The organism is Kineosporia corallincola, from assembly GCF_018499875.1.
Classification (GTDB): domain Bacteria; phylum Actinomycetota; class Actinomycetes; order Actinomycetales; family Kineosporiaceae; genus Kineosporia; species Kineosporia corallincola.
The window spans coordinates 175,738-194,920 of record NZ_JAHBAY010000008.1; the positions used below are offsets into that span (position 1 = coordinate 175,738).

At 72.0% G+C, this 19,183-nt stretch carries 11 protein-coding genes; 2 read left to right on the plus strand and 9 right to left on the minus strand.

Annotated features, from left to right (window positions below; genetic code table 11):
* Positions 1-37: 37 nt before the first annotated feature.
* From KIH74_RS20230 to KIH74_RS20270, 9 genes are all read right to left on the minus strand, one after another.
* On the minus strand, positions 38-1,222 hold the full coding sequence (locus tag KIH74_RS20230) for an N-acetylmuramoyl-L-alanine amidase (protein WP_214157568.1): 1,185 nt from the start codon (positions 1,220-1,222) through the stop codon (positions 38-40).
* Between the two features lie 45 nt (positions 1,223-1,267).
* Complete coding sequence (trxA, locus tag KIH74_RS20235) at positions 1,268-1,603, minus strand: thioredoxin (protein WP_214157569.1); 336 nt, start codon at positions 1,601-1,603, stop codon at positions 1,268-1,270.
* Positions 1,604-1,745: 142 nt separating this feature from the next.
* Complete coding sequence (gene trxB / locus KIH74_RS20240) at positions 1,746-2,768, minus strand: thioredoxin-disulfide reductase (RefSeq protein ID WP_308113922.1); 1,023 nt, start codon at positions 2,766-2,768, stop codon at positions 1,746-1,748.
* A 125-nt stretch (positions 2,769-2,893) separates the two neighbouring features.
* A complete protein-coding gene (locus tag KIH74_RS20245) occupies positions 2,894-4,441 on the minus strand; it encodes an anti-sigma factor family protein (protein WP_504844995.1) in 1,548 nt (515 codons plus the stop codon).
* 2 nt (positions 4,442-4,443) lie between these two features.
* The gene (gene sigM, locus KIH74_RS20250; protein ID WP_308113924.1) at positions 4,444-5,214 is read right to left on the minus strand and encodes an RNA polymerase sigma factor SigM; all 771 of its coding nucleotides are present in this window, start codon (positions 5,212-5,214) and stop codon (positions 4,444-4,446) included.
* Entirely contained in the window at positions 5,211-8,678 is a 3,468-nt protein-coding gene (locus tag KIH74_RS20255) for a protein kinase family protein (RefSeq protein WP_214157573.1), read from the minus strand. The genes sigM and KIH74_RS20255 overlap by 4 nt, the downstream gene beginning before the upstream one ends.
* A gap of 213 nt (positions 8,679-8,891) precedes the next feature.
* Positions 8,892-11,771, minus strand: coding sequence for a murein biosynthesis integral membrane protein MurJ (murJ, locus tag KIH74_RS38780; RefSeq protein ID WP_214157574.1), 2,880 nt, complete (start codon positions 11,769-11,771; stop codon positions 8,892-8,894).
* On the minus strand, positions 11,768-14,455 hold the full coding sequence (locus KIH74_RS20265) for a DUF6049 family protein (RefSeq protein WP_214157575.1): 2,688 nt from the start codon (positions 14,453-14,455) through the stop codon (positions 11,768-11,770). The genes murJ and KIH74_RS20265 overlap by 4 nt, the downstream gene beginning before the upstream one ends.
* Positions 14,452-14,937, minus strand: coding sequence for an NUDIX hydrolase (locus tag KIH74_RS20270; RefSeq protein ID WP_214157576.1), 486 nt, complete (start codon positions 14,935-14,937; stop codon positions 14,452-14,454). The genes KIH74_RS20265 and KIH74_RS20270 overlap by 4 nt, the downstream gene beginning before the upstream one ends.
* A 49-nt stretch (positions 14,938-14,986) precedes the next feature.
* On the opposite strand from KIH74_RS20270, the gene KIH74_RS20275 reads away from it, so the two are divergent.
* Both KIH74_RS20275 and KIH74_RS38785 read left to right on the plus strand, forming a co-directional pair.
* Positions 14,987-16,507 (plus strand): CCA tRNA nucleotidyltransferase, encoded by a 1,521-nt coding sequence (locus KIH74_RS20275; RefSeq protein ID WP_308113926.1) that lies wholly within the window; start codon positions 14,987-14,989, stop codon positions 16,505-16,507.
* Positions 16,508-16,908: 401 nt separating this feature from the next.
* Positions 16,909-19,182, plus strand: a complete 2,274-nt coding sequence (locus KIH74_RS38785) for an FHA domain-containing protein (RefSeq protein WP_214157578.1) — start codon at positions 16,909-16,911, stop codon at positions 19,180-19,182.
* Position 19,183 lies beyond the last annotated feature (1 nt).

Genomic DNA, 19,183 nt, shown 5'->3' on the forward strand with positions numbered 1-19,183 from the left:
TCCTCGAATTCGAGGAGGCCACCGGTGTTTTGCGTGGTCAGCGCTGACGAGCGAAGGCCTGTACGTCGCTCAGCTTCAGGGTGCCGGTCTCCGCGTCGTTCTCCGCCAGGTAGAGCCTCTGGACGGCGAACAGCATGGATTCCGCGATCAGCGCCCGGAAGTCGGCGTCGCCCAGGTGCTCCGCGTCGCCGGTGTTCGTCAGGTAGCCGAGGGCCAGGATCACGGCCGGCATCCGGGTCAGCCGGACCGGGTCGTAGGAACACGGATGACTGCGGTCGTCGAGCAGACCGGTCCGGGCCACGATTTCGCGTTGCAGCAGCACCGCCAGGCGCTGCCCGACCTCGGAGTGCTGGCCGACGCGTCCGCCGCCCCAGTAGAACGTGGCCACGCCGGACGCCACCGGGTTCGCATGCCGCTCGGTGATCAGGGAGATCACCAGGTCGGCGCCCTCGGACTCGGCCAGGGCGACGCGGTCCTCGGTGCTGATGTCCTCATCGGGCCGGTGGCTCAGCCGCACCCGGGCGCCGACAGCGGTGAGCCGTTCGGCCAGGCGCAGCGCCACGTCGTAGGTGACGTCGGCCTCGGTCACGCCGAGGGCACCGGGAGTGCGGTCGGAGCCGGGGTCGAGCACCACGGTCTTGCCGGCCAGGCTGACGCCGGCCATCGCGACCGAACCGCGGGACCGCAGGGCCCAGGCGTCACCGCCGGAGACGGAACGACCCAGGGAACCCAGGGCGGTGAAGGTGGGACGGCCGCAGATGCCGTCAGGGGGCAGGCCCAGACCACGCTGCAACTCACGCAGCGAGGACTCGGTGGCCGGCCCGAAGATGCCGTCGACCGGGCCGGCGTGCAGCCCGAGAACGACCATCCGCTCCTGAAGGGCCGCCACGTCGTCCCCACGCATCCAGTGCCCGGCGGTGAGGAGCAGCGTGCGGTCGCCCAGATGCCAGCGGGCACCGTCGAGAGCCAGTGCGGTCTGCGGACCGACGACGCCGTCGGCGACCAGGCCCCGGTCTTGCTGGAAGGCGCGGACCGCGCTGTCGAGGACCTTGTCGAAACGGGACTCCTCGGCGGACGGCTGGCCGGGGGCCAGGACGCCGGCGCGGATCAGCAGGGCGCGCAGTACCGGTACGAGTTCGTCGGTGTCACCGAGGTGGAGGGGGCGTCCCGCGCCGGACCTGCCCATGAGCATGCTCGTGGGCAGGTCCGAGGCGGACGGCACTCCGTTCGGATGGCGGGGGGAAGGGCTCACCATCGTGTGCTGTGATCAGTTCAGCCAGTCGGACAGTTCGCGGAGCAGAAGCGGCTTCGGCTTGGCACCGATGATCGACTTCACCAGCTCCCCGCCCTGGTACACGTTCAGCGTCGGGATCGAGGTGATGCCGTAGGACGCCGCGATCTTCGGGTTCTCGTCGGTGTTCACCTTCACCACGGTGATCTCGTCGTGCGCGGCCGCGATCTCGGCCAGCACCGGCGCCACCTGGAGGCACGGTCCGCACCACGGGGCCCAGAAGTCGACCAGCACGGGCTTGTCGGACTTGAGCACCTCGGCGTCGAAGGTGTCGTCCGTGACGGCCTTGGGGGCGCTCGTCGTGTCAGCCATCGGTTCTCCTCGAAAGTGGCGGCTTTAAAGCAATTTCAGCAACAGCAGAGCTGTGGGCAGATCTGGACGATGATGCCGGACCGGAATGGTCGCGGCGGGGAGGACGGGCCCGCGAGTCGCCTCGCGGGCACCGTCCGGAGGATCAGTGGACGACCGAGCTCCAGTTGGCCACCGTCTCGGCGCGGCTGGCGGCGGCGCTGGCCACCGAGTCGTCGCCGAGGCCGGAGGTGACGTCTTCGACGGCGGCGAGGAAGCGCTCGGCGTCGATGGCGGCCGTGGTGCCGGAGGCGGCGGCGGTGATCGCCTGCTGGTACTCGTGGTCGACCACGTCACCGGCGGCGAACACCCCGGCCACGCTGGTGCGAGAGGAACGGCCCTCGGTCTTGACGTAGCCGGCGTCGTCGAGCTCCAGCTGGCCCTTGATCAGGTCGGTGCGCGGGTCGTGACCGATGGCAACGAACAGGCCGGTGATCTCCAGGTCGCGCTCCTCACCGGTCACCGTGTCGCGCAGCCGGACACCGGACACCTTGGCGTCACCGTGGATGTCGACGACCTCGCTGTTCCAGGCCCAGCGGATCTTCGGGTTGGAGGTGGCGCGCTCCTGCATGATCTTGGAGGCACGCAGCGAGTCACGGCGGTGGATGACGGTGACCGAGCGGGCGAAGCGGGTGAGGAAGGTGGCCTCCTCGAGCGCGGAGTCGCCACCGCCGACCACGGCGATGTCCTGCTCGCGGAAGAAGAAGCCGTCACAGGTGGCGCACCAGCTCACACCGTGGCCGGAGAGCACCTTCTCTTTCGGCAGGCCGAGCTCGCGGTAGGCCGAGCCGGTGGCCAGGATGACGGCCCTGGCCCGGTAGGTGGTGCCGTCGTGGAGCTTGACCTCCTTGATGTCACCGGTGGCGTGCAGCTCGGTGACGTCGTCGGGGATCAGCTCGGCGCCGAACTTCTCGGCCTGGCTGCGGAGCTTGTCCATCAGTTCCGGGCCCTGGATGCCGTCGGGGAAACCCGGGAAGTTCTCCACCTCGGTGGTGTTCATCAGGGCGCCGCCGGAGGTCACCGAGCCCTCGAAGACCAGCGGTTTGAGGCTGGCGCGGGCCGCGTACAGGGCAGCGGTGTAACCCGCCGGCCCCGAACCGATGATGATGACGTTCCTGACGTCGCTCACGTCTTCTCCAAGTCCTGGCTCATGCACTGGGTAGTGCCTGCTCGCTGTAGAACCGATCGGGTGGTCGTGGTGTTCCCGGCCCACACCGTGCGCGGGCTCAGCAGAAGCCCCAGGTCAGAGGCGTCTCAGGAGTTCACATCGACTACGGCGATGGTTCCGTCGTTATCAGGTTGACAGGTGCGGGCGACGATCCAAACGTCGTATCCACCACTCGTACCCGGCAGCACGATGATCGCCGCCTGCTGGCCGTTGTAGGTGGCCAGGTCGACCGCGACCGGTTGCGCACCCTGTTTGTCGATCGCCGCGAGGCAGGCCTCAAGATTTTCCTGCGACTTCAGCAGCTCACCGTTCTGGGTGCCCGAGGCCGCCGCGTCCGAGGTGCCGCTCTCGCTCTGGGCCGACAGCGTGGACTCGCCGCTCTCGTCCACCGCCTCGCCGCTGGACAGCGCCTTGTTCCGGTTCTGCACCAGGCTGCGGACCTGCTTCTCCAGGGTGGCCTGCTGGTACTTGGTGCCGGTCTCCTCCACCGTGGTGAGCAGCGGGGTGCTGGCCGTGGACGCGGCGCCGCCGGACGACTCGCCGCCCGAGCCGTCGCTGCTGACCTGCCAGAACACCAGGCCGCCGGCCAGGGCCATGAACAGCACCACGGCGGCGGCGAGCTGCGGCTTGATCTTGGGCAGGCGCGAGGGCGCGTCGGCCTTCTGCTCCTCCAGGGCCTGCCGCCGCACGCGGACGGTCTGCGTGCCGCCCTCCATGCGGGTGAGCTTGCTGGGCTCCTTCTCACCGCGGACCGGACGCATCAGCCGGGTCATCGAGGAGGTTTCCGGCCCGGGGGCGGACGCGGCCCGGGTGCGGCGCTTGCGCACCGGCTGGGTCAGCTGCGTCATGTCCGGGTCGTAGGGCTCGTCGCGCACCGGCGGCTGGAGCGTGGTCGGGTCGCCGGCGGGGAAGCTCGCATCGCCGCCTTCGGGCCGCTTGAGCGGGCGCACGGTGTACGACGAGGTGTGCGGCGCGGGCTGGGCACCCTTGCCACGGTTCTTGCCCCGGGACAGCTCCGGAGGTGTCTGCGGCTGGGGGCCGGTGTCGGGCGACCCGGTCTGCCGCGGACCGGTCTGCTGGGGACCCGTGTGCTGGGGGCCGGTCTGCGGGCTCTGAGGGCTCTGCGGGCCGGTCTGGTAGCCGGTCGGCTGCGGGCCGGTCGGACGGCCCGCACCGGTTCGCTGGGGTCCGGTCTGGTAGCCGGGCTGCGGGGACTGCGCGGGACGACCGGGCTGGTTCTGCCGACCGGACGGGGCGTCCTGACGCATGTGGCCGGTGTTGATCGGGCCGGTGTGGGCACCGCCACCGGCAGCGCGACGTGACCGCGGGCGTCCCTGAGGTAGTGGTTGCGACTGAGGAAGGGGCTGGGACTGGGGCAGAGGCTGCGAGACCGACTGTGGGGCACGACCCTGCCTGGTGGCGGTCATCGCCTGCTCCAGCCGGGCCAGCACGTGGGGCGGCATCGGCTCGCGCGGGGCCTGGCGCAGCAGGGTGCGGACGCTCTCGGCGCTGGACAGCACCTCGGAGCACCGGGCGCAACCCATCACGTGTGCTTCCACCTGGCGGGCCACATCGATGGGAAGGGCGTCGGCGGCAAGGTCGGCGAGAAGGTCGTCCTCCGGGTGCGCGGGCATGCTCACCACCCCTCTCCTGCTCGGCTGCGTCCTCGTGGCGGTTCGTCGGATCTGACGCTGCCGGCGCCTCTGGGGTTCCCGGTGCGTCCGTCGGTTTCGGACTCGTAAGGGTCGTTGCGATAGGGACTGGGGCGTGCGTCGCCGATGAAACCCGGTGACGCGGTGGTGCCTCGCCCGCTCTGCCGATCATGGCTCTGACGTGCGGGAGGACGGTGCGGTGGACCGGCCGGTGCAGGCGGCTGGCCGCGCAGGATCTGGGCCAGCGCCACCCTCGCACGGGAGCAGCGCGACTTGACCGTGCCTTCCGCCACACCGAGCAGCTGGGCCGCCTCGGCCACCGGGACGTCTTCCAGATCGACCAGTACCAGGGCCACCCGCTGGGCGTCGGGGAGCTTGGCCAGAGCGGCACGCACGTCGAGACGCGCGACCGTGGCGCCGTGCTCGTCGCGGTTGCCCATCACGTCGCGCTCGCCCAGGGGGACACTCGGGCGAGCCGCGCGCCGGCGTAACCGGTCCAGGGCGGCGTTCACCACGATCCGGTGCAGCCAGGTGGAGACCGCCGCGTCTCCCCGGTAGTGGTCGGCGTACCGCAGCGCCGAGACCATCGCGTCCTGAACGGCGTCTGCCGCCTCTTCCGGGTCTCCCGTGGTTCGCAGTGCGACTGCCCAGAGCCGGTCGGCATGCCGCCGGACGATCATCGCGAAGGCGTCCGGGTCGCCGGTGAGATGGGCGGCGATCAGACGACGGTCGTCGACCTCGCCGTCGTCACTCACGTCAGTCGCACCTCTGAGACCTCTAGCCGGAAATCGCCCTCGACCGAGGGCAATTCGGTGAACCATAAAATGACGTACTTCGCCGGATCGACATCGTCGTCGGTGTCGACCGTGACCGTGCCGTCCTCGATCGAGCCCGAGCCGATCCGGGTCGACGAGTCGTAGTCCGGGCTGTCAGCCGTGCGCACCTGCACCCGACCGCCAGTTCCGGCGACATCGATCTCAGCAGACCCTACCGCCGCAGAACGCCCCAATTCGATCGCAAGCCCCAGGCCTTTCTTCAGGCCCCCGAAAGCGGCACTTTCGTACCTGTCCGATTCCCAGTGGGTGCCGTCTTTGCCGTCGACCGCCAGGGGCGCCGACGCGGAGTCCTCGTCGCCGTCGCCCTCCGGGTCGATGGCCGTGGCGGTCTTGATCTCGACCTCGGCGGCTTCTTCGGTGGGCGTGGCACTCGGTTCGGCCGTGACCTGGGCGGTCGCCTCGGGGGCGTCGCCGGTGGCGGCCGGGGCGGTGGTGATCACCGGGCCCTGTTCGCGTAGCGCCACCGGCTCGTCGGAGCCGGAGAACAGGCCGCGCAGCTGCCAGGCGGCCAGCAGGAGCAGCACCAGGAACACCACACCGATCCCGGCGAGCACCTTGCGGGACTGGTCTTTCGGCGGTGCGTCGGGCGGGATGACGATGGGGAACGGGCCGCTCGACTCCAGCGGTGAGGGTGGGCGGTCCGACCAGCGGTCTTCCCAGGGCAGCCGGGAGTTCTCGGCCGCCGGGCCGCGGCCCGCCGCCGGCCCTCGGTGTCGTCCCGGACCGGCCGGTCGCTCCGCACCCATGCCGGAATGCTGGCCCGAGGCGTCGTCCGGTGCCACTCCAGCGCCGGGCGCGTCGCCCCCGGGTGCGGTGGGAGAAGCAAAAAGGGACGGCGGAAGACCCGGACCGGCTCCTGGCGTGATCGGTCGGGCCACCGGGTTCGGGCCGCCACCTTCCACGGCCCCGTCGATCGGCCGGGAGGTCGGTCGCCCGGCCCGGAGCCCGGCGGCGGTACGAGCCGCCGCCGCGGTCGGGATCGGGCCGCTGTCCAGCGGATTCGGCGCGGTGCGCGGCGGCTGGGCGAACTGCGCGGGGCGCGCTGCCGGGCGCCCGGGTCGGCCGGGCGGGCCTGGTGTGTTCTGGAGGTTCTGGGTGTTCGGGGGGCCGCTCTGCTGCTGGTTCGGGCCGGCTGCCTGACCACCCGGCGCGAGTGCGCGTGGCGCGCCGAGCTGCCTGGCCTCGCGCAGGGGTGCGGGGGTGAGGTCGGTGTTGGCGGCGGCCTCGACGCCGAACATGGCGTCGGTGCGGTCGTCGCCGCCACGCTTGAGCAGCGGGGGCAGAGGCATCGAGCCGGTCATCGCCACGCTGGGCGTGGGGAAGATCGACGCGGTGCGCCGGATCGGCCGACCGTGCTCGTCGTGGGGGCCGTCCTGGGGGCGGGTGGGGCGTGCGGTGCCGGGGTTCTGCGGTGAGGAGAAGGGGGCAGGACGTGCCGGGCCGCCCGCGGCGGACGGCGGGAGTGCGATCCGGCCGCCGGGCGGCGGGGGCGTGGCGGAACGGAAGGCGGCCGGATCCTGGGCGGGCGACGCGGGCGACGCGGGCGACGCGGGCGACGCGGGCGACGCGGGCCCGGCGCCGGGCCGGGAGCCGGGCGACTGCGGTGCGTCGGCGAAGGAGGCCGGCGTGCCAGGGCTCTGCCCGGCCGGGCCGGAGCCGATGGCGGGTGCGGACGACGGGGGTTGCGGGCTCGAGGCCAGGCGGGAACGTGGGTCCGGGCGGTTCGCGGACGAGGGGCCGGACGGCTGGGCGCTGTCTTGCTCGTCCGGTGCTCCGCCGAACATCGCGTCGGTGCGGCTGTTGCCCCTGACTCGCGGCGGCAGCGGCATGGAGCCGGTGATCGCGACGCTGGGCGTGGGGAAGATCGACGCCGTGCGGCGCTGCTGGCGGCCCTGCTGATCGTCCGGATTCTCTTGAGGGGCAATCGCTTTCGCGGCGGGACGGTTGGTGGTCGGAGGGCCGGCGGGTGGCCGGTCGGCAGGCGGGGGGATGCGACGGGTGATGTCTTCGGGGGTGACCGGGCGCTGGGGGGTGCTCGGGCGCTGAGGTGTGCCTGGGCGCACCGCGGAGGAACCGCTCGGCCAGGCGCTCGGTGCCTGTGCGCCGGCGGCTGACGGACCGGCGGGGAAGAACCGGCCGAGCGCGGTCGGGGGCAGGGTGGCGTCCGGGTCGGGGGCGCCTTCTTCCCGCTCGCGGCGGCGGGGGTCGAAGAGGCTGTCACCGGCGGCGGGCGGCCAGGACGCGGGGGCCACCCGGGTGGGAACGGCAGGCGGGTTCGCCGGCGGTGTGCCGGGGGCGGGTGAGCCGGATGCGGCAGGGCTGGACGCGGCGGGGCCGGGTGCAGCGGGACCAGATGCAGTGGGACCAGGTGCTGGACGGCTGGACGCGGCAGGACGAGACGCGGGAGAGCCGGACGCGGGAGAGCCCGATCCGGCAGGACGAGACGTGGCCGGGCCTGATGTGACCGGGCCTGATGCGACCGGCCCGGATGTGACCGGGCCACCCGGACGGAAGCCGGCTGCGGGCGTCTGTCCCCGTTGCGAGCGACTTCGCATGACCAGCGCGGGATTCGGGTGGGCCGGGGTGGCCGGGTCGCGGGGACGGCTGGCCGACCGCAGCGGTGCCTCGTCGGCACTCGCCCAGGGCGCGAGCATGCCGACCACCTCGGCCGGCGTGTGCGGGCCGCTGTCGAGCGGGCCGAGCGTGAGCACGCACAGCCGGTTCAGGTCGCCGGGGATGTCGGGGATCAGCTCGGACGGGGCGATCGGGCCGCCGTCCGTGGCCCGCGGTGCGGCGGCGAAACCGGTGTCACCCAGCGGCCAGCGCCCGGTCAGCCCGGCGTAGAGCAGGGCGATGAGGGCCCGGGCGTCGTCACGGGTGGCGGCGGCCGCACCGGCCGGGTCGAGCCCGGCGGCGGCCGCCTCGACCGCGACGCCGGACAGCTTGATGGTGTTGTCGTAGCTGATGATCACCGAACGCGGGGTCAGCCGCAGGTGGTGCAGGCCGCGGGCGGCGGCGCCGCGCAGGCCCTGGGCCACCTCGCCGACGATGCGCCGGACCACCGGCGGCGCCAGCGGCGCGCGCTCGATCAGGTTGGCCAGGGTGTCGCCGTCGACGTGGCTGCTGACCACGAAGGTGATGTCGTCGTGGGTGCCGACGTCGAGCACCCGCACCAGGCGGGGGTCGTCGATGAGGGCGGCCCGGCGCGCGGCGTCGGCCACGTCGGCCGAGTACGGGTGGCCGGGCCGCATCACGCGGACCGTGACCGCCCGGTCGAGGGTCAGGTCAGCGGCCCGCCAGACCGATGAGTCGGTGTTCGCGTGGTACCGGTCTTCGAGCCGGTAACGCCCGGCCAGGACGGTGCCCCGGGTGGCAGTGGACAAGCCCGCGCACTCCTTCCAGCCCGACGGCAGCTCTACGGATTCCCTGTTCCATCGTAGTTCTCCCGCTCGCCCCGGAACGAGATGTCACGCACATCACGGGCGCTTGAGACCCTTTACGAGCATTGCCGGTGACACGCAGGAACTTGGGAGTACGTAGCGTGAGTGCGAGGTTTCGCCGTCCATGCTCGGAAGATAAGAGTTCGCCGTGAGTTCTCAGCGCGCCGAGTGGCGCGCCAGGGTGGCGGGGGACGAGGGCAGACGGCGCAGGATCGGCCCGGCGACGTCCTCGATCTCCTTGACCCCGAGCATGCGCATGCCGGACACGTAGATCGTGAGCAGGAAGACGCCACCGATGACGACGGCGATGATGCAGGCCAGCCATCCGTCGCCGAGGAAGGCGTGCACGGACTGGGCCATCAGCCAGGCGACCACACCGCCGACCGCGGCCACCATGATCATCTCGACGTGTGCCCGCACCACCTGCTGGGCGTCCAGGTCGCCGAACCGCTGCCGCAGGATCCAGTACGACAGGCCGGCCCCGACGATGTTCGACAGGGCCATCGACAGGCCCACGCCGACCACGATGTATTCCGGCGCCCGGTCACGCAGGGCGAACAGCGAGATCAGGTTGCCGGTGGCCCAGGTGGCGCTCGCCGCGATCTGGATGAAGAACGGCGTCTTGGCGTCTTCGAAGGCGTAGAACACGCGCTGGAACAGGTACTGCGCGCTGTAGGGGATCAGGCCCAGCGACATCGCCATCACCACGTAGCCGATACCGGTGGTGGTGGCCCGGTCGTTGCCGGGGAACATCGAGGCGGTGACGTCGGTACCCAGCGCCAGCAGACCGGCGGTGGACACCACCGTGGCCAGGCCGGTCAGCCGCAGGCCCAGGGACAGGTCGGCCCGCACGTCGCGGATCCGGTTCTCCGCCGCGGCGTTCGACATCCGGGTGAACAACGCGGTGACCAGTGAGACCGCCACCAGCGAGTGCGGCAGCACGAACAGCAGCTGGGCGTTGTCGTAGATCGCCTTACCGGTCTTGATCGCGGCGTCGGGCCGGTCTTCGAGCAGCTTGCTGGCGGTGGTGGTGACCTGCGAGATCACCACGAAGGCGATCTGCTGCACGACGACCGCGGCGAAGGTCCAGCCGGCCACCTTGCTGGCCGAGGCCAGGCCGACGCCGCGCAGACCGAACCTCGGCCGGTAACGCACGCCGGCCCGGCTCAGCATCGGGATCAGGATGACGGCCTGGGCTGCCACGCCGAGCGTCTGGCTGCCGGCCAGCAGGCCGATCTTGGTGGCGTCCCAGCTGTCCACCGGCTGGGTGCCCTTGTGGTAGATCACCATGAAGGCGACCAGGCCGGCGATCGACACCACGTTGTTCATCACCGGCGCCCACATGAACGCGCCGAACTTGCCCCGGGCGTTCAGCACCTGGCCGAGCAGGGTGTAGAGGCCGTAGAAGAACACCTGCGGCAGGCACCACAGCGAGAACGCCGCGGTCAGGCTGACCAGTTCGGCGTCCCACTTCGACGAGCCGTAGATCTTCACCAGCAGCGGCGACGCGAGGATCACCCCGACGGTGACCACCATCAGCATGCCGAGCGCCGCCGTGAGCAGGCGGTTGATGTAGTCCTCGCCGCCGTCCTTCTGCTTGGCGGCCCGGGCGATCTGCGGCACCAGCACGGCGTTCAGCACGCCACCGGCCAGCAGGATGTACAGCGCGTTCGGCATGATGTTGGCGACCGAGAACGCGTCGGCCGCGCCGGCCCCGCCACCGGGTGCCACCACGGCGACCAGCACGGCGGCCCGGACGAATCCGAGCAGCCGGGAGGCCAGCGTTCCGGCCGCCATCAGCGCACTGCTGCCGAGCAGGGACGACGTGCGCGAGGCCGGTTTCTTCGTCTCGGCCGGCGCCGGCGCCGCCTCGGGCTCGGCGTAGTCCTCCTCGACCTCCGGCTCGGCGTAGCCGCGGTCGTACTCGGGCACCGGCTCGCGCTCGCGCCGGCGGGACCGGGCCGGCGGGGCCGGCGGCATCGGACGGCGGGGCGAGCGGGCGATCGGCGCCTGGATGGCCTGCAACGGCTGGGTGACGTCGGCCGGGACGACCGGGCCCTCGAGGCCGAGCAGGCTGAGCGAACCGGTCAGCTCGGCCGGGTCGAGGCCGGACAGGTCGTACGGGTTCTTGGCCGGGGTCTGCGGCGGCGGGCGCCAGCCACGGCGTGACGACGGTCTCGGCCGCGGCGTCTCCGGGTCGAGCGGGTGGAAGTAGGGCTGGTCCTCGTCGTACGCGTCGTCGTACCGGTCATGACGCTCGTCGCGGCCCTCGTCGTAGCCGGCATCGTCGTAGTAGCCGTCGTCGTGGCGGGAGCCGTCGTCGTACGCGGCCGGGCCGCCGTGGCCCGGAGTGCCGTGACCGGGTGCGTCCCGGTCCTGGTCGTAGGGCTCGTACCCGTCGGAGTACCCGTCCGGGTACTCATCGGGGTACCCGTCCAGGTGCCCGGGCTGGTGTGTGCCGCGTGAGCGCTCCGGCCGGTACGGGTGCACGGGAACCGTCGGGTCGGCCGGGGCCACCTCGGGGGCGGCTGGCTGCTGGCGTCGCGACCGGCGTCCCTGGACCATCGGACGGGTCGGCTCGGCCGGCGAGACGGGCACGCCACCCGGGTCGGACCGGTACGGCTGCTCCTGGTCGAACGGCTCGTCGTGGGCGTCGTACCGGTCGTACTGAACCGGCTGTTCGTACTGCGACGGCCGGTCCTGCGGCTCGCGCGGGCGACCATCGCGCCGGGACGACCGGCGCGGGCGCTCGGGCGGCGGCTGGTTCCACCAGGCGTCCGCCGGTCCGCTGGTGCGCTGCGACCCGGCCGGGCGCGGCGCCTGACGGTGCCGGTCCTCGTGCTGGGCCGCGTACTGGGCCTCCCGCTGTGCCGCGTAGGGGTCCTCGGCGTACGGGTCCTCGGGGCGGTGCCCTTCCGGGGCACCGCCGTACTGCTCGTCGTAGTGGTCCGGGTTGCTGTCAGCCCGCCGGCGGCGCGTGGGCCGGTCCGGATCGGCAGGCGCAGGCGTGGCGTCGTCTGACGACCAGCCGCTCACCTGTTCTCCTTCGGCCTTGTCGGGCTGCGACGCTGCGCCCCTTTCGATGCGGCCATCGTCGGTACCGAACTGGACTTCTGCTCCTGCATACCGTGGGGATCACCCGGCTCCGCGGAGGTTGACCGGATGCCGGGCGCGCGACGTACGTCGTCCCCACTACTGGAGCCTTCTGGACTTCTTTCCGTTGCGCCACCCGAGGCCCCGGCTGATGCGCCGTCCGTCACACCCGGCGTGATCCGGGGGATCGGCGAGGTGATGGCCTCCCGCTGTGCGGCCTCCCGGGTCTCCTGCGCCGCGGCCTCCTTGGCGGCCTTGCGGACGGCGCGGGCCGCGTCGTCGTCCACGTCCGGAATGGTGTGCAGCGGCACCCGGGGACGGGTGCGGTTGCGCCGGAAGCTGCGCAGCAGGCCGAACAGGAGCAGCAGGACGAGCAGGACGGCCATGCCGATCAGGCCCCAGCTCTCCCAGTTCGGCCGCACCTTGACCTCGAAGGTCTGCGGGTCGCCGAGCACCCGCTGGCCGGCGCCCTCACCGGTCAGCAGCTTGGTCGTGACGATCACGTCGCCGGTGGCCACGGCCGTGGCCTCGACCCGGAACGACTGCCGGTGCTGCGCGGTGATGGTGACCGGGTCGGGCTGCCGGTCCACCTTCAGTTGGCCGGAGCCGGAGGTGAAGCTGACCGAGACCCGCACGTCGTAGTCGGTCTGGTTGTCGACCGTCACCTGGATCGGTGCCGAGCGGGCCGTGAAGACCTTGCTCTCGGTGCCGATGAGCAGCTGGACGCCGCTGGTCAGGTCACCCACGTCGTCCATCACCGAACGCCGGGCGTTCGCCTGCCCGTCCAGGTCGGAACGCCAGGCGTAGGACAGCACCGAGGCGATGCGCTGCTCCAGGCGCCGCACCACGTCCTGGTTGTTGATCAGGCCGGGGGCGATGTTGTCGAGGTCGCGGTCCATCGCCAGGGCGTTGCTCAGGTTGCCCTTGGGGAGCTCACCGGCGGCGGCCTTCTTGCCGTACTGGTGGTCCTCGCGGTCGACGGCCGTGGCGTTGCCGAGGTTCTTCAGGCTGCTCAGCGACACCCAGGAGGAGGCGTCACGCAGGGCGGTGGTCAGGCGCTGCACGTCGGCCGGCTGCGGGTCCCAGTCACGCGGGGCCACCGCCAGCACCTGCCGGGTGCTGTCGTCGGGCGTGGTCTCGGCGCTGATCGCGGCGAGCACCGCGAGCATCGTCTGCGTGGTCTGCGCGCTGTTGTCGGTGCCGGCGTCGGCGAACAGGCTGGACAGGTCCTCGTCGTAGAGCAGGCCGGTGAGCGTGGAGTCCTTGCTCTTGACCGTGCTCCTGCCGCTCGGCGTGTAGCTGAGCTGGGACTGCGGCTGCTGCTGGTCGGCCGAGAGGATCACCGAGCGGTGCCCGGTCGAGGCCAGGCCCTGGACCGCCTCGCCGGAGACCTGGCCGTCGGCCGGCCAGGAGATCCGGGAGTACAGCGACTTGCCCAGCGTCTCCTTCTCGATCGCCTCGCCGAGCTTGTCCGACTGACGCAGCAGGCTCGGGCTCTTACCGCCCTTGAGCAGGGAGTTCAGGTCGGCGTCGGCGTACGGGAGGCCGAGCACGGTGCGTTTGGCCAGGCCCGCGGAGATGCGTTCCAGCCAGTCCCGCCCGGCGGCGGTCGCGGTCTCGGCGGTGATCTCCTGGTCGGGTTCGAGCTCGCCGTCGGGCGTCTGACTCGGTGACGCGGAGGACGCCGGGGTGGCGGCGGCGCTCTCGTCGTCCGTGGTCTCGGGGTCGTCCTGCTCCGAGATCCCGCTCTCTTCCAGCGCCTTCGCGGCGGCCAGCAGGGCCGGGTCGATCGCCCAGCCGATGGCCGGGTCGCTGGAGGCGGTGACGATCCGGGAGAGCCGCGAGGCGGGGAGCAGCTCGGCGGCGGACTCCTCGGTGGCCAGCCCGGCCGTGGTGGACGGCGTGGTGGAGGTCAGCGGGGCCAGCAGGGTCAGGCCGAGCTTGCCGTCGTTCTCCTGCGGGGCCCAGACCAGGGTGGACCGGAGCGCCGCCAGCTGGCCCTGCGCCGAGGAGGCGACCAGGGAGAACGGGCGCGGGCCGAACGAACTGCCGTAGCTGGACAGCCCGGTGCCCCCGGCCGCCACCTTGAACGAGAACGACACCGTCTCGCCGGCACCCACCGACCCCAGCGACTTCTGGGCCAGCGTGGTGGCGGTGGTGGACACGTCGCCGTCCTGTACCCAGTCCAGCACCGCGTCACGGTCGGTCAGCGCGGTGTAGCCGAACCGCAGCGCGACCGTCACGTTCTTCATCGCTCTGGTCGAGGGGTTGCGCGCCGTACCGCTGACCACCAGGGCGTCCTGGGCGGTCAGCGAGGTCGGGCTCACCGTCGACAGGGTCAGCTGGAGCTTCTTCGAGCCCGCCGTCACGGTGCTTGAGGACGACGAAGCGCCCGCGCTCCCGCTCGTCGCGGTGCCGGTGGACGCGGCCTGGGCCGACCCGGCCGACCCGGCCTGGTCGGCGGTGACGTCGGTGGGCGTGGTGCCCGACGACGTCACCCCGCCCGAGAGCGAGCCCGGTCTGCTCCCGGCCGCCTGGGCAGGAGCTGCCGCCGGGCCGACCACGCACAGCGTGACGGCCACCGTGAACACCCAGGCGCCCAGAGCGCGGCTGGCCAGGTACCTCACGCAGAATCCAGGAGTCGCACACTCGCCTCGCGGGCTATCCGGCGTTCGTTGGGAAACGCCAGTCGTTCGTCAAGTTCGGGCAGGGGGACCCAGGCCACGTCGATGGCTTCGTGGTCGGGATCGCCCTCGGTACTGAGCAGACCACCGGTCGCCAGTAAAAGGTAATGATGCACGTGCTTGTGCACACGTTTGCCCTCGACCGAGAACCAATAGTCAATCGTGCCCAGACCGTGAAGAATCCGGCCCCGGATCCCGGTCTCTTCCTCGATCTCCCGGATCGCCGCCTGCTCCGGCGTCTCGTCCAGCTCGAGATGGCCCTTGGGCAGGCACCATTCGACCCGTCCGGCTCGGTTCAGCCGGGCGATGACGGCCCCGCGGGGGGCCGGGCCCGGGCGGTCGACGACCAGGCCGCCGGCCGAGGTCTCCTCCACGGTCGGCAGCGACCTGCGCGGCCCGTGCGGGGGCCGTGAGGGTCGGGGCATGCCGTCACTGTAACTACCCCGGCGCACCCATCTGGCACGCTTGGGGCTCGTGCCACAGACCCCCTCCGACCACCTGACCGAAGCCCGCCGGGCGGCGGCCGCGCGTCTGATCCCTCTGCAACCCCTGCTCGCCGACCTCGGAGACGTCTTCACCTCCGCAGGTCACAGGCTCGCGCTGGTCGGTGGACCGGTGCGGGACGCGCTGCTGGGGCGGGACAGCCCGGACCTCGACTTCACCACCGATGCGCGCCCGGAAGAAACCATCCGGCTGCTACGCGGGTGGGGTGACTCGCACTGGGACATCGGCAAGGCCTTCGGCACAATCGGTGCCAAGAAGGGCGAGCACGTGGTCGAGGTCACCACCTACCGGGCCGACGTGTACCGGGAGGACTCGCGCAAGCCCGAGGTTGCCTACGGCGACACGCTGGAGGCCGATCTTCTCCGTAGGGACTTCACCGTCAACGCGATGGCCCTGGAACTGCCGTCGCTGACCTTCGTCGACCCGTACGGCGGCCTGGCCGACCTGGCGGCACGCACCCTGCGCACCCCGGGTGCACCCGAGGTCTCGTTCGGCGACGACCCGCTGCGGATGATGCGCGCGGCGCGGTTCGCCGCCCAGCTCGGCTTCACCGTGGCGCCCGAGGCGGTGGCCGCGATGAAGGACATGGCCGACCGGATCTCGATCGTCTCGGCCGAGCGGATCCGGGTGGAGCTGGAGAAGCTGCTGCTCGCCCCCGACCCGCGGCCCGGCCTGGAGCTGCTGGTCTCGACCGGCCTGGCCGAGCGGGTGCTGCCCGAGCTGCCCGCGCTGAAGCTGGAGATCGACGAGCACCACCGGCACAAGGACGTCTACGAGCACTCGCTGATCGTGCTGGAGCAGGCGATCGCGCTGGAGGACGGGCCGGAGGGACCGGTGCCCGGGCCGGACCTGGTGCTGCGCCTGGCCGCGATCCTGCACGACATCGGCAAGCCGGCCACCCGCCGGTTCGAGCCGGGGGGCGGGGTGTCGTTCCACCACCACGAGATGGAGGGCGCCAAGCTCACCACCCGGCGGATGCGGGCCCTGCGGTTCGACAAGGACACGACGCAGCAGGTCTCCCGGCTGGTGCAGCTGCACCTGCGCTTCCACGGGTACGGCGACGGCGCCTGGACCGACTCGGCGGTGCGCCGCTACGTCACCGACGCCGGCCCGTTGCTGGACCGCCTGCACAAGCTCACCCGGTCCGACTGCACCACCCGGAACAAGCGCAAGGCCGCTCGCCTGGCCGGGGCCTACGACGACCTGGAGCGCCGCATCGCCGAACTGCGGGACCAGGAGGAACTGGACTCGGTCCGGCCCGACCTGGACGGCAACCAGATCATGGAGATCCTCGGCATCCCGGCCGGCCGGGACGTCGGCCGGGCCTGGAAGTTCCTCAAGGAGCTGCGGCTCGACCGGGGGCAGATCGGGTTCGACGAGGCGCGTGAGGAACTGCTGGCGTGGTGGGCGAGGGAGCAGGAAGGGGCCGCCGGTGACCCGGACGGCGCAACCTCGGCCCGTTCGGGCGGGGAAACCACCACAACGGCCTAATCGTTAACTACGGAGTGCGTGGACGGCGCGCGCGAGGACCGCTCGTCGGGGACCATGGAGACGTCGGGAACCGGCGATTGTCCGGGATGTGGACGCCGAACGGGGTGGTTCGAACGTCAGCGTGTCGCCGCCATCACTCGTGGTTACCGCGGAGTTTCGTGGTGGGCGCCGGGTTCATTCGCAACAATTGGACCGTGTCGCGGCGCGTCAAAGGGTGAGCGATACACCCGATGGGGTAAGCCTGGTTGTTTTTCTTTTGGTCCGCCGTTGGCCTCCGGGCCCGCTGGACTCTAGAGTTGCGGAGCCTCGGACACTTGAGGCGAGATCAGGCGCAACTCGTTGTCAGAGGCAATACGCAACGCAGAGCGACCAAGTCGTTACTAGTAAGGGGAGGAGTCATCGTGCAAAGCGGGATCGCCTATGCCGCAGGGCAACTCCTTGCCGTGGTCGCGCCGAGAACTGTGCTCGTCGTGGACGCGCCGACGGATTGGTCGCTGGCCGGTCCGTTGTGGGAGCTGGCCCTCGACGACGCACCCGTCGACGAGATCCTCGACGTGCTGGTCCGGCGGGGCATCCGCACGGCTCCCAGCTTCGCGATCGTCCGGGTCGAGGCGGACGCCGTGCGCGCCCTCGTCCGGGGATCAGTTCCGGTGTGCTTCGAGCGAGCCGGTGAGCCGGTCCGGCTGGACGCCACGGGCGCCACCACCTGGCTGGAGGGGCTCATCTCGGGCGCCCGCCGGGTTCTGGTCGGCGACGTGGAGGCCGGCTCCGAGCTGCCCTTCACCGTTTCCACCGGGGTGGTGCTGGTCTCAGGCCTGGCCCTGAACTGCACCCCCACCACCGCCGACGGCGAAAGCATCGCCGAGGCTCCCGCCGAGGCCGTCGCGGCCGGTGCGGTGGCTCTCGCCGACGCGCCGTCCGCCGCCGACTCCGCCCCGCTCAGCCTGGCCGGGTCGACCGGTTCCGATCACCGTGTCGTCGACCTGACCGAGGGCGAGTCGCGCACCCCCGCCTACTCCGGCGCTCCCGGCCCGGAGGCCAAGCAGGGCTGGTCCGCGCTGCCCTCCCGCACCGGCGGCTTCTCCCGCGAGGTCAACGGCCACGTCCCGTCGGTGCTGGACTCCCCGTCCACGAGCACCCCGGCGGCGTCCTCCGGCTCCTCCGGCCCGCTCCCCACACCGTCCTCGTTCTTCGAGTCCCGCAGCACCGGCGACGACGACAACGACGACCCGGGCGAGCTGCTCGACGTCGACGAGCCCGCCGACTCCACCGAGAGCGAGCAGGCCCGGTCGTTCGACTTCGACAACCTGCTCACCGACGACTCGCCGAAGAGCCCGGCGCCCGCCGACCTGCCCGACCCGGAGTCCGGTGGCATCGACGGTCCCGGCCTGAACGGTCACGGCCCGGGCGTCCCGCCCAAGCCGCGTCCCGGTGGTGTCCCGGCCGGCTGGCCGCCCGCCTCCGACGACTCGGAGCCGTTCTCCGCGTTCCGGTCCGAGCCGTCCACCCCGGAGCCCCCGGCCCCCACCCCGTCGTGGGGTGCGCCGGAACCGGCCCCGAGCGCCTTCACCCCGGAGCCGACGCCCGCGCCCAGCGCGTTCACGCCCGAGCCCGCTCCGTCGGCCGACCCGCAGCCGGCGCTCGGCGACCTGCCGCTGAGGGTGCGTGGCCGTTCGCTGCGCCCCGAGCACCAGGCGCCGCCGGCTCCGAACTCGCCGGTCAACGGCTCGCGCATGCTCGGCGAGCCGGACGACCGATCGCCGCACAACAGCGGGTCGATCTTCGAGCCGCAGGGCTCGGGCTTCGACGCTCCTGGTTCGGCCTTCGACTCGCCGGCCTCCGCCTTCGACGCCCCGGCGCCGGTCGAGGAGTCCGCGTCCGAGGTGTCCCGGGTGGACCTGCCCCCGGCCTTCTTCCGCGGTTCCCGCAACCGTCCGGACGACGAGCCGGCCGAGGCCCCGCAGGACGACTGGCAGAGCAACCAGGAGAACAACGCCTGGGCCCCGCCCAGCCGTGGTGGCTTCAGCGGCACCGGTGGCTTCAACGGCCAGGCGCCGGCCTTCGGCGGACCGCCGGCCATGCCGGACGCCTTCCGCCCCGGCACCGAGGGCGACGAGTCCGAGGCCGGCAACGGTTACGACGACAACCCGGTCGCCGAGAACGACGACGAGCCGGAGTCCGCCGACCAGGAGGTCGAGGGCCAGCGTGAGCCCCCGCGCCTGCTCGGTGTCTGGTGCGACGCCGGGCACGTCACCTCGCCCGACCGTTCGGAGTGCCGGGTCTGCGGTCTGACCGTCCCGCCGCAGGCGCCGATCCTGGTCGCCCGCCCGGCGCTGGGCGTGCTGGTCTTCGACAACGGTGACCGGATCGAGGTCGACCGCCCGGTCGTGCTCGGCCGTGACCCGAAGTCGAACGCCACCGCGGCCGACCCGGAAGAGCCGATCCTGCACGCGGTGGCCAGCTCCACCGGCCAGGTTTCCCGCACCCACGCCGAGATCCGGCCGTCCAACTGGGACGTCCTGCTCACCGACCTGGGCGCGATGAACGGCACGGCGCTCACCCTGCCGGGCGAGTCGCCGCAGGCGATCGAGCCGGGCGTGCCCACCGTGATCACCCCGGGCTGCCGGGTCGACCTCGGTGGCGAGACCGGCTTCGTGTTCGAGGTCGAGGGCTGAC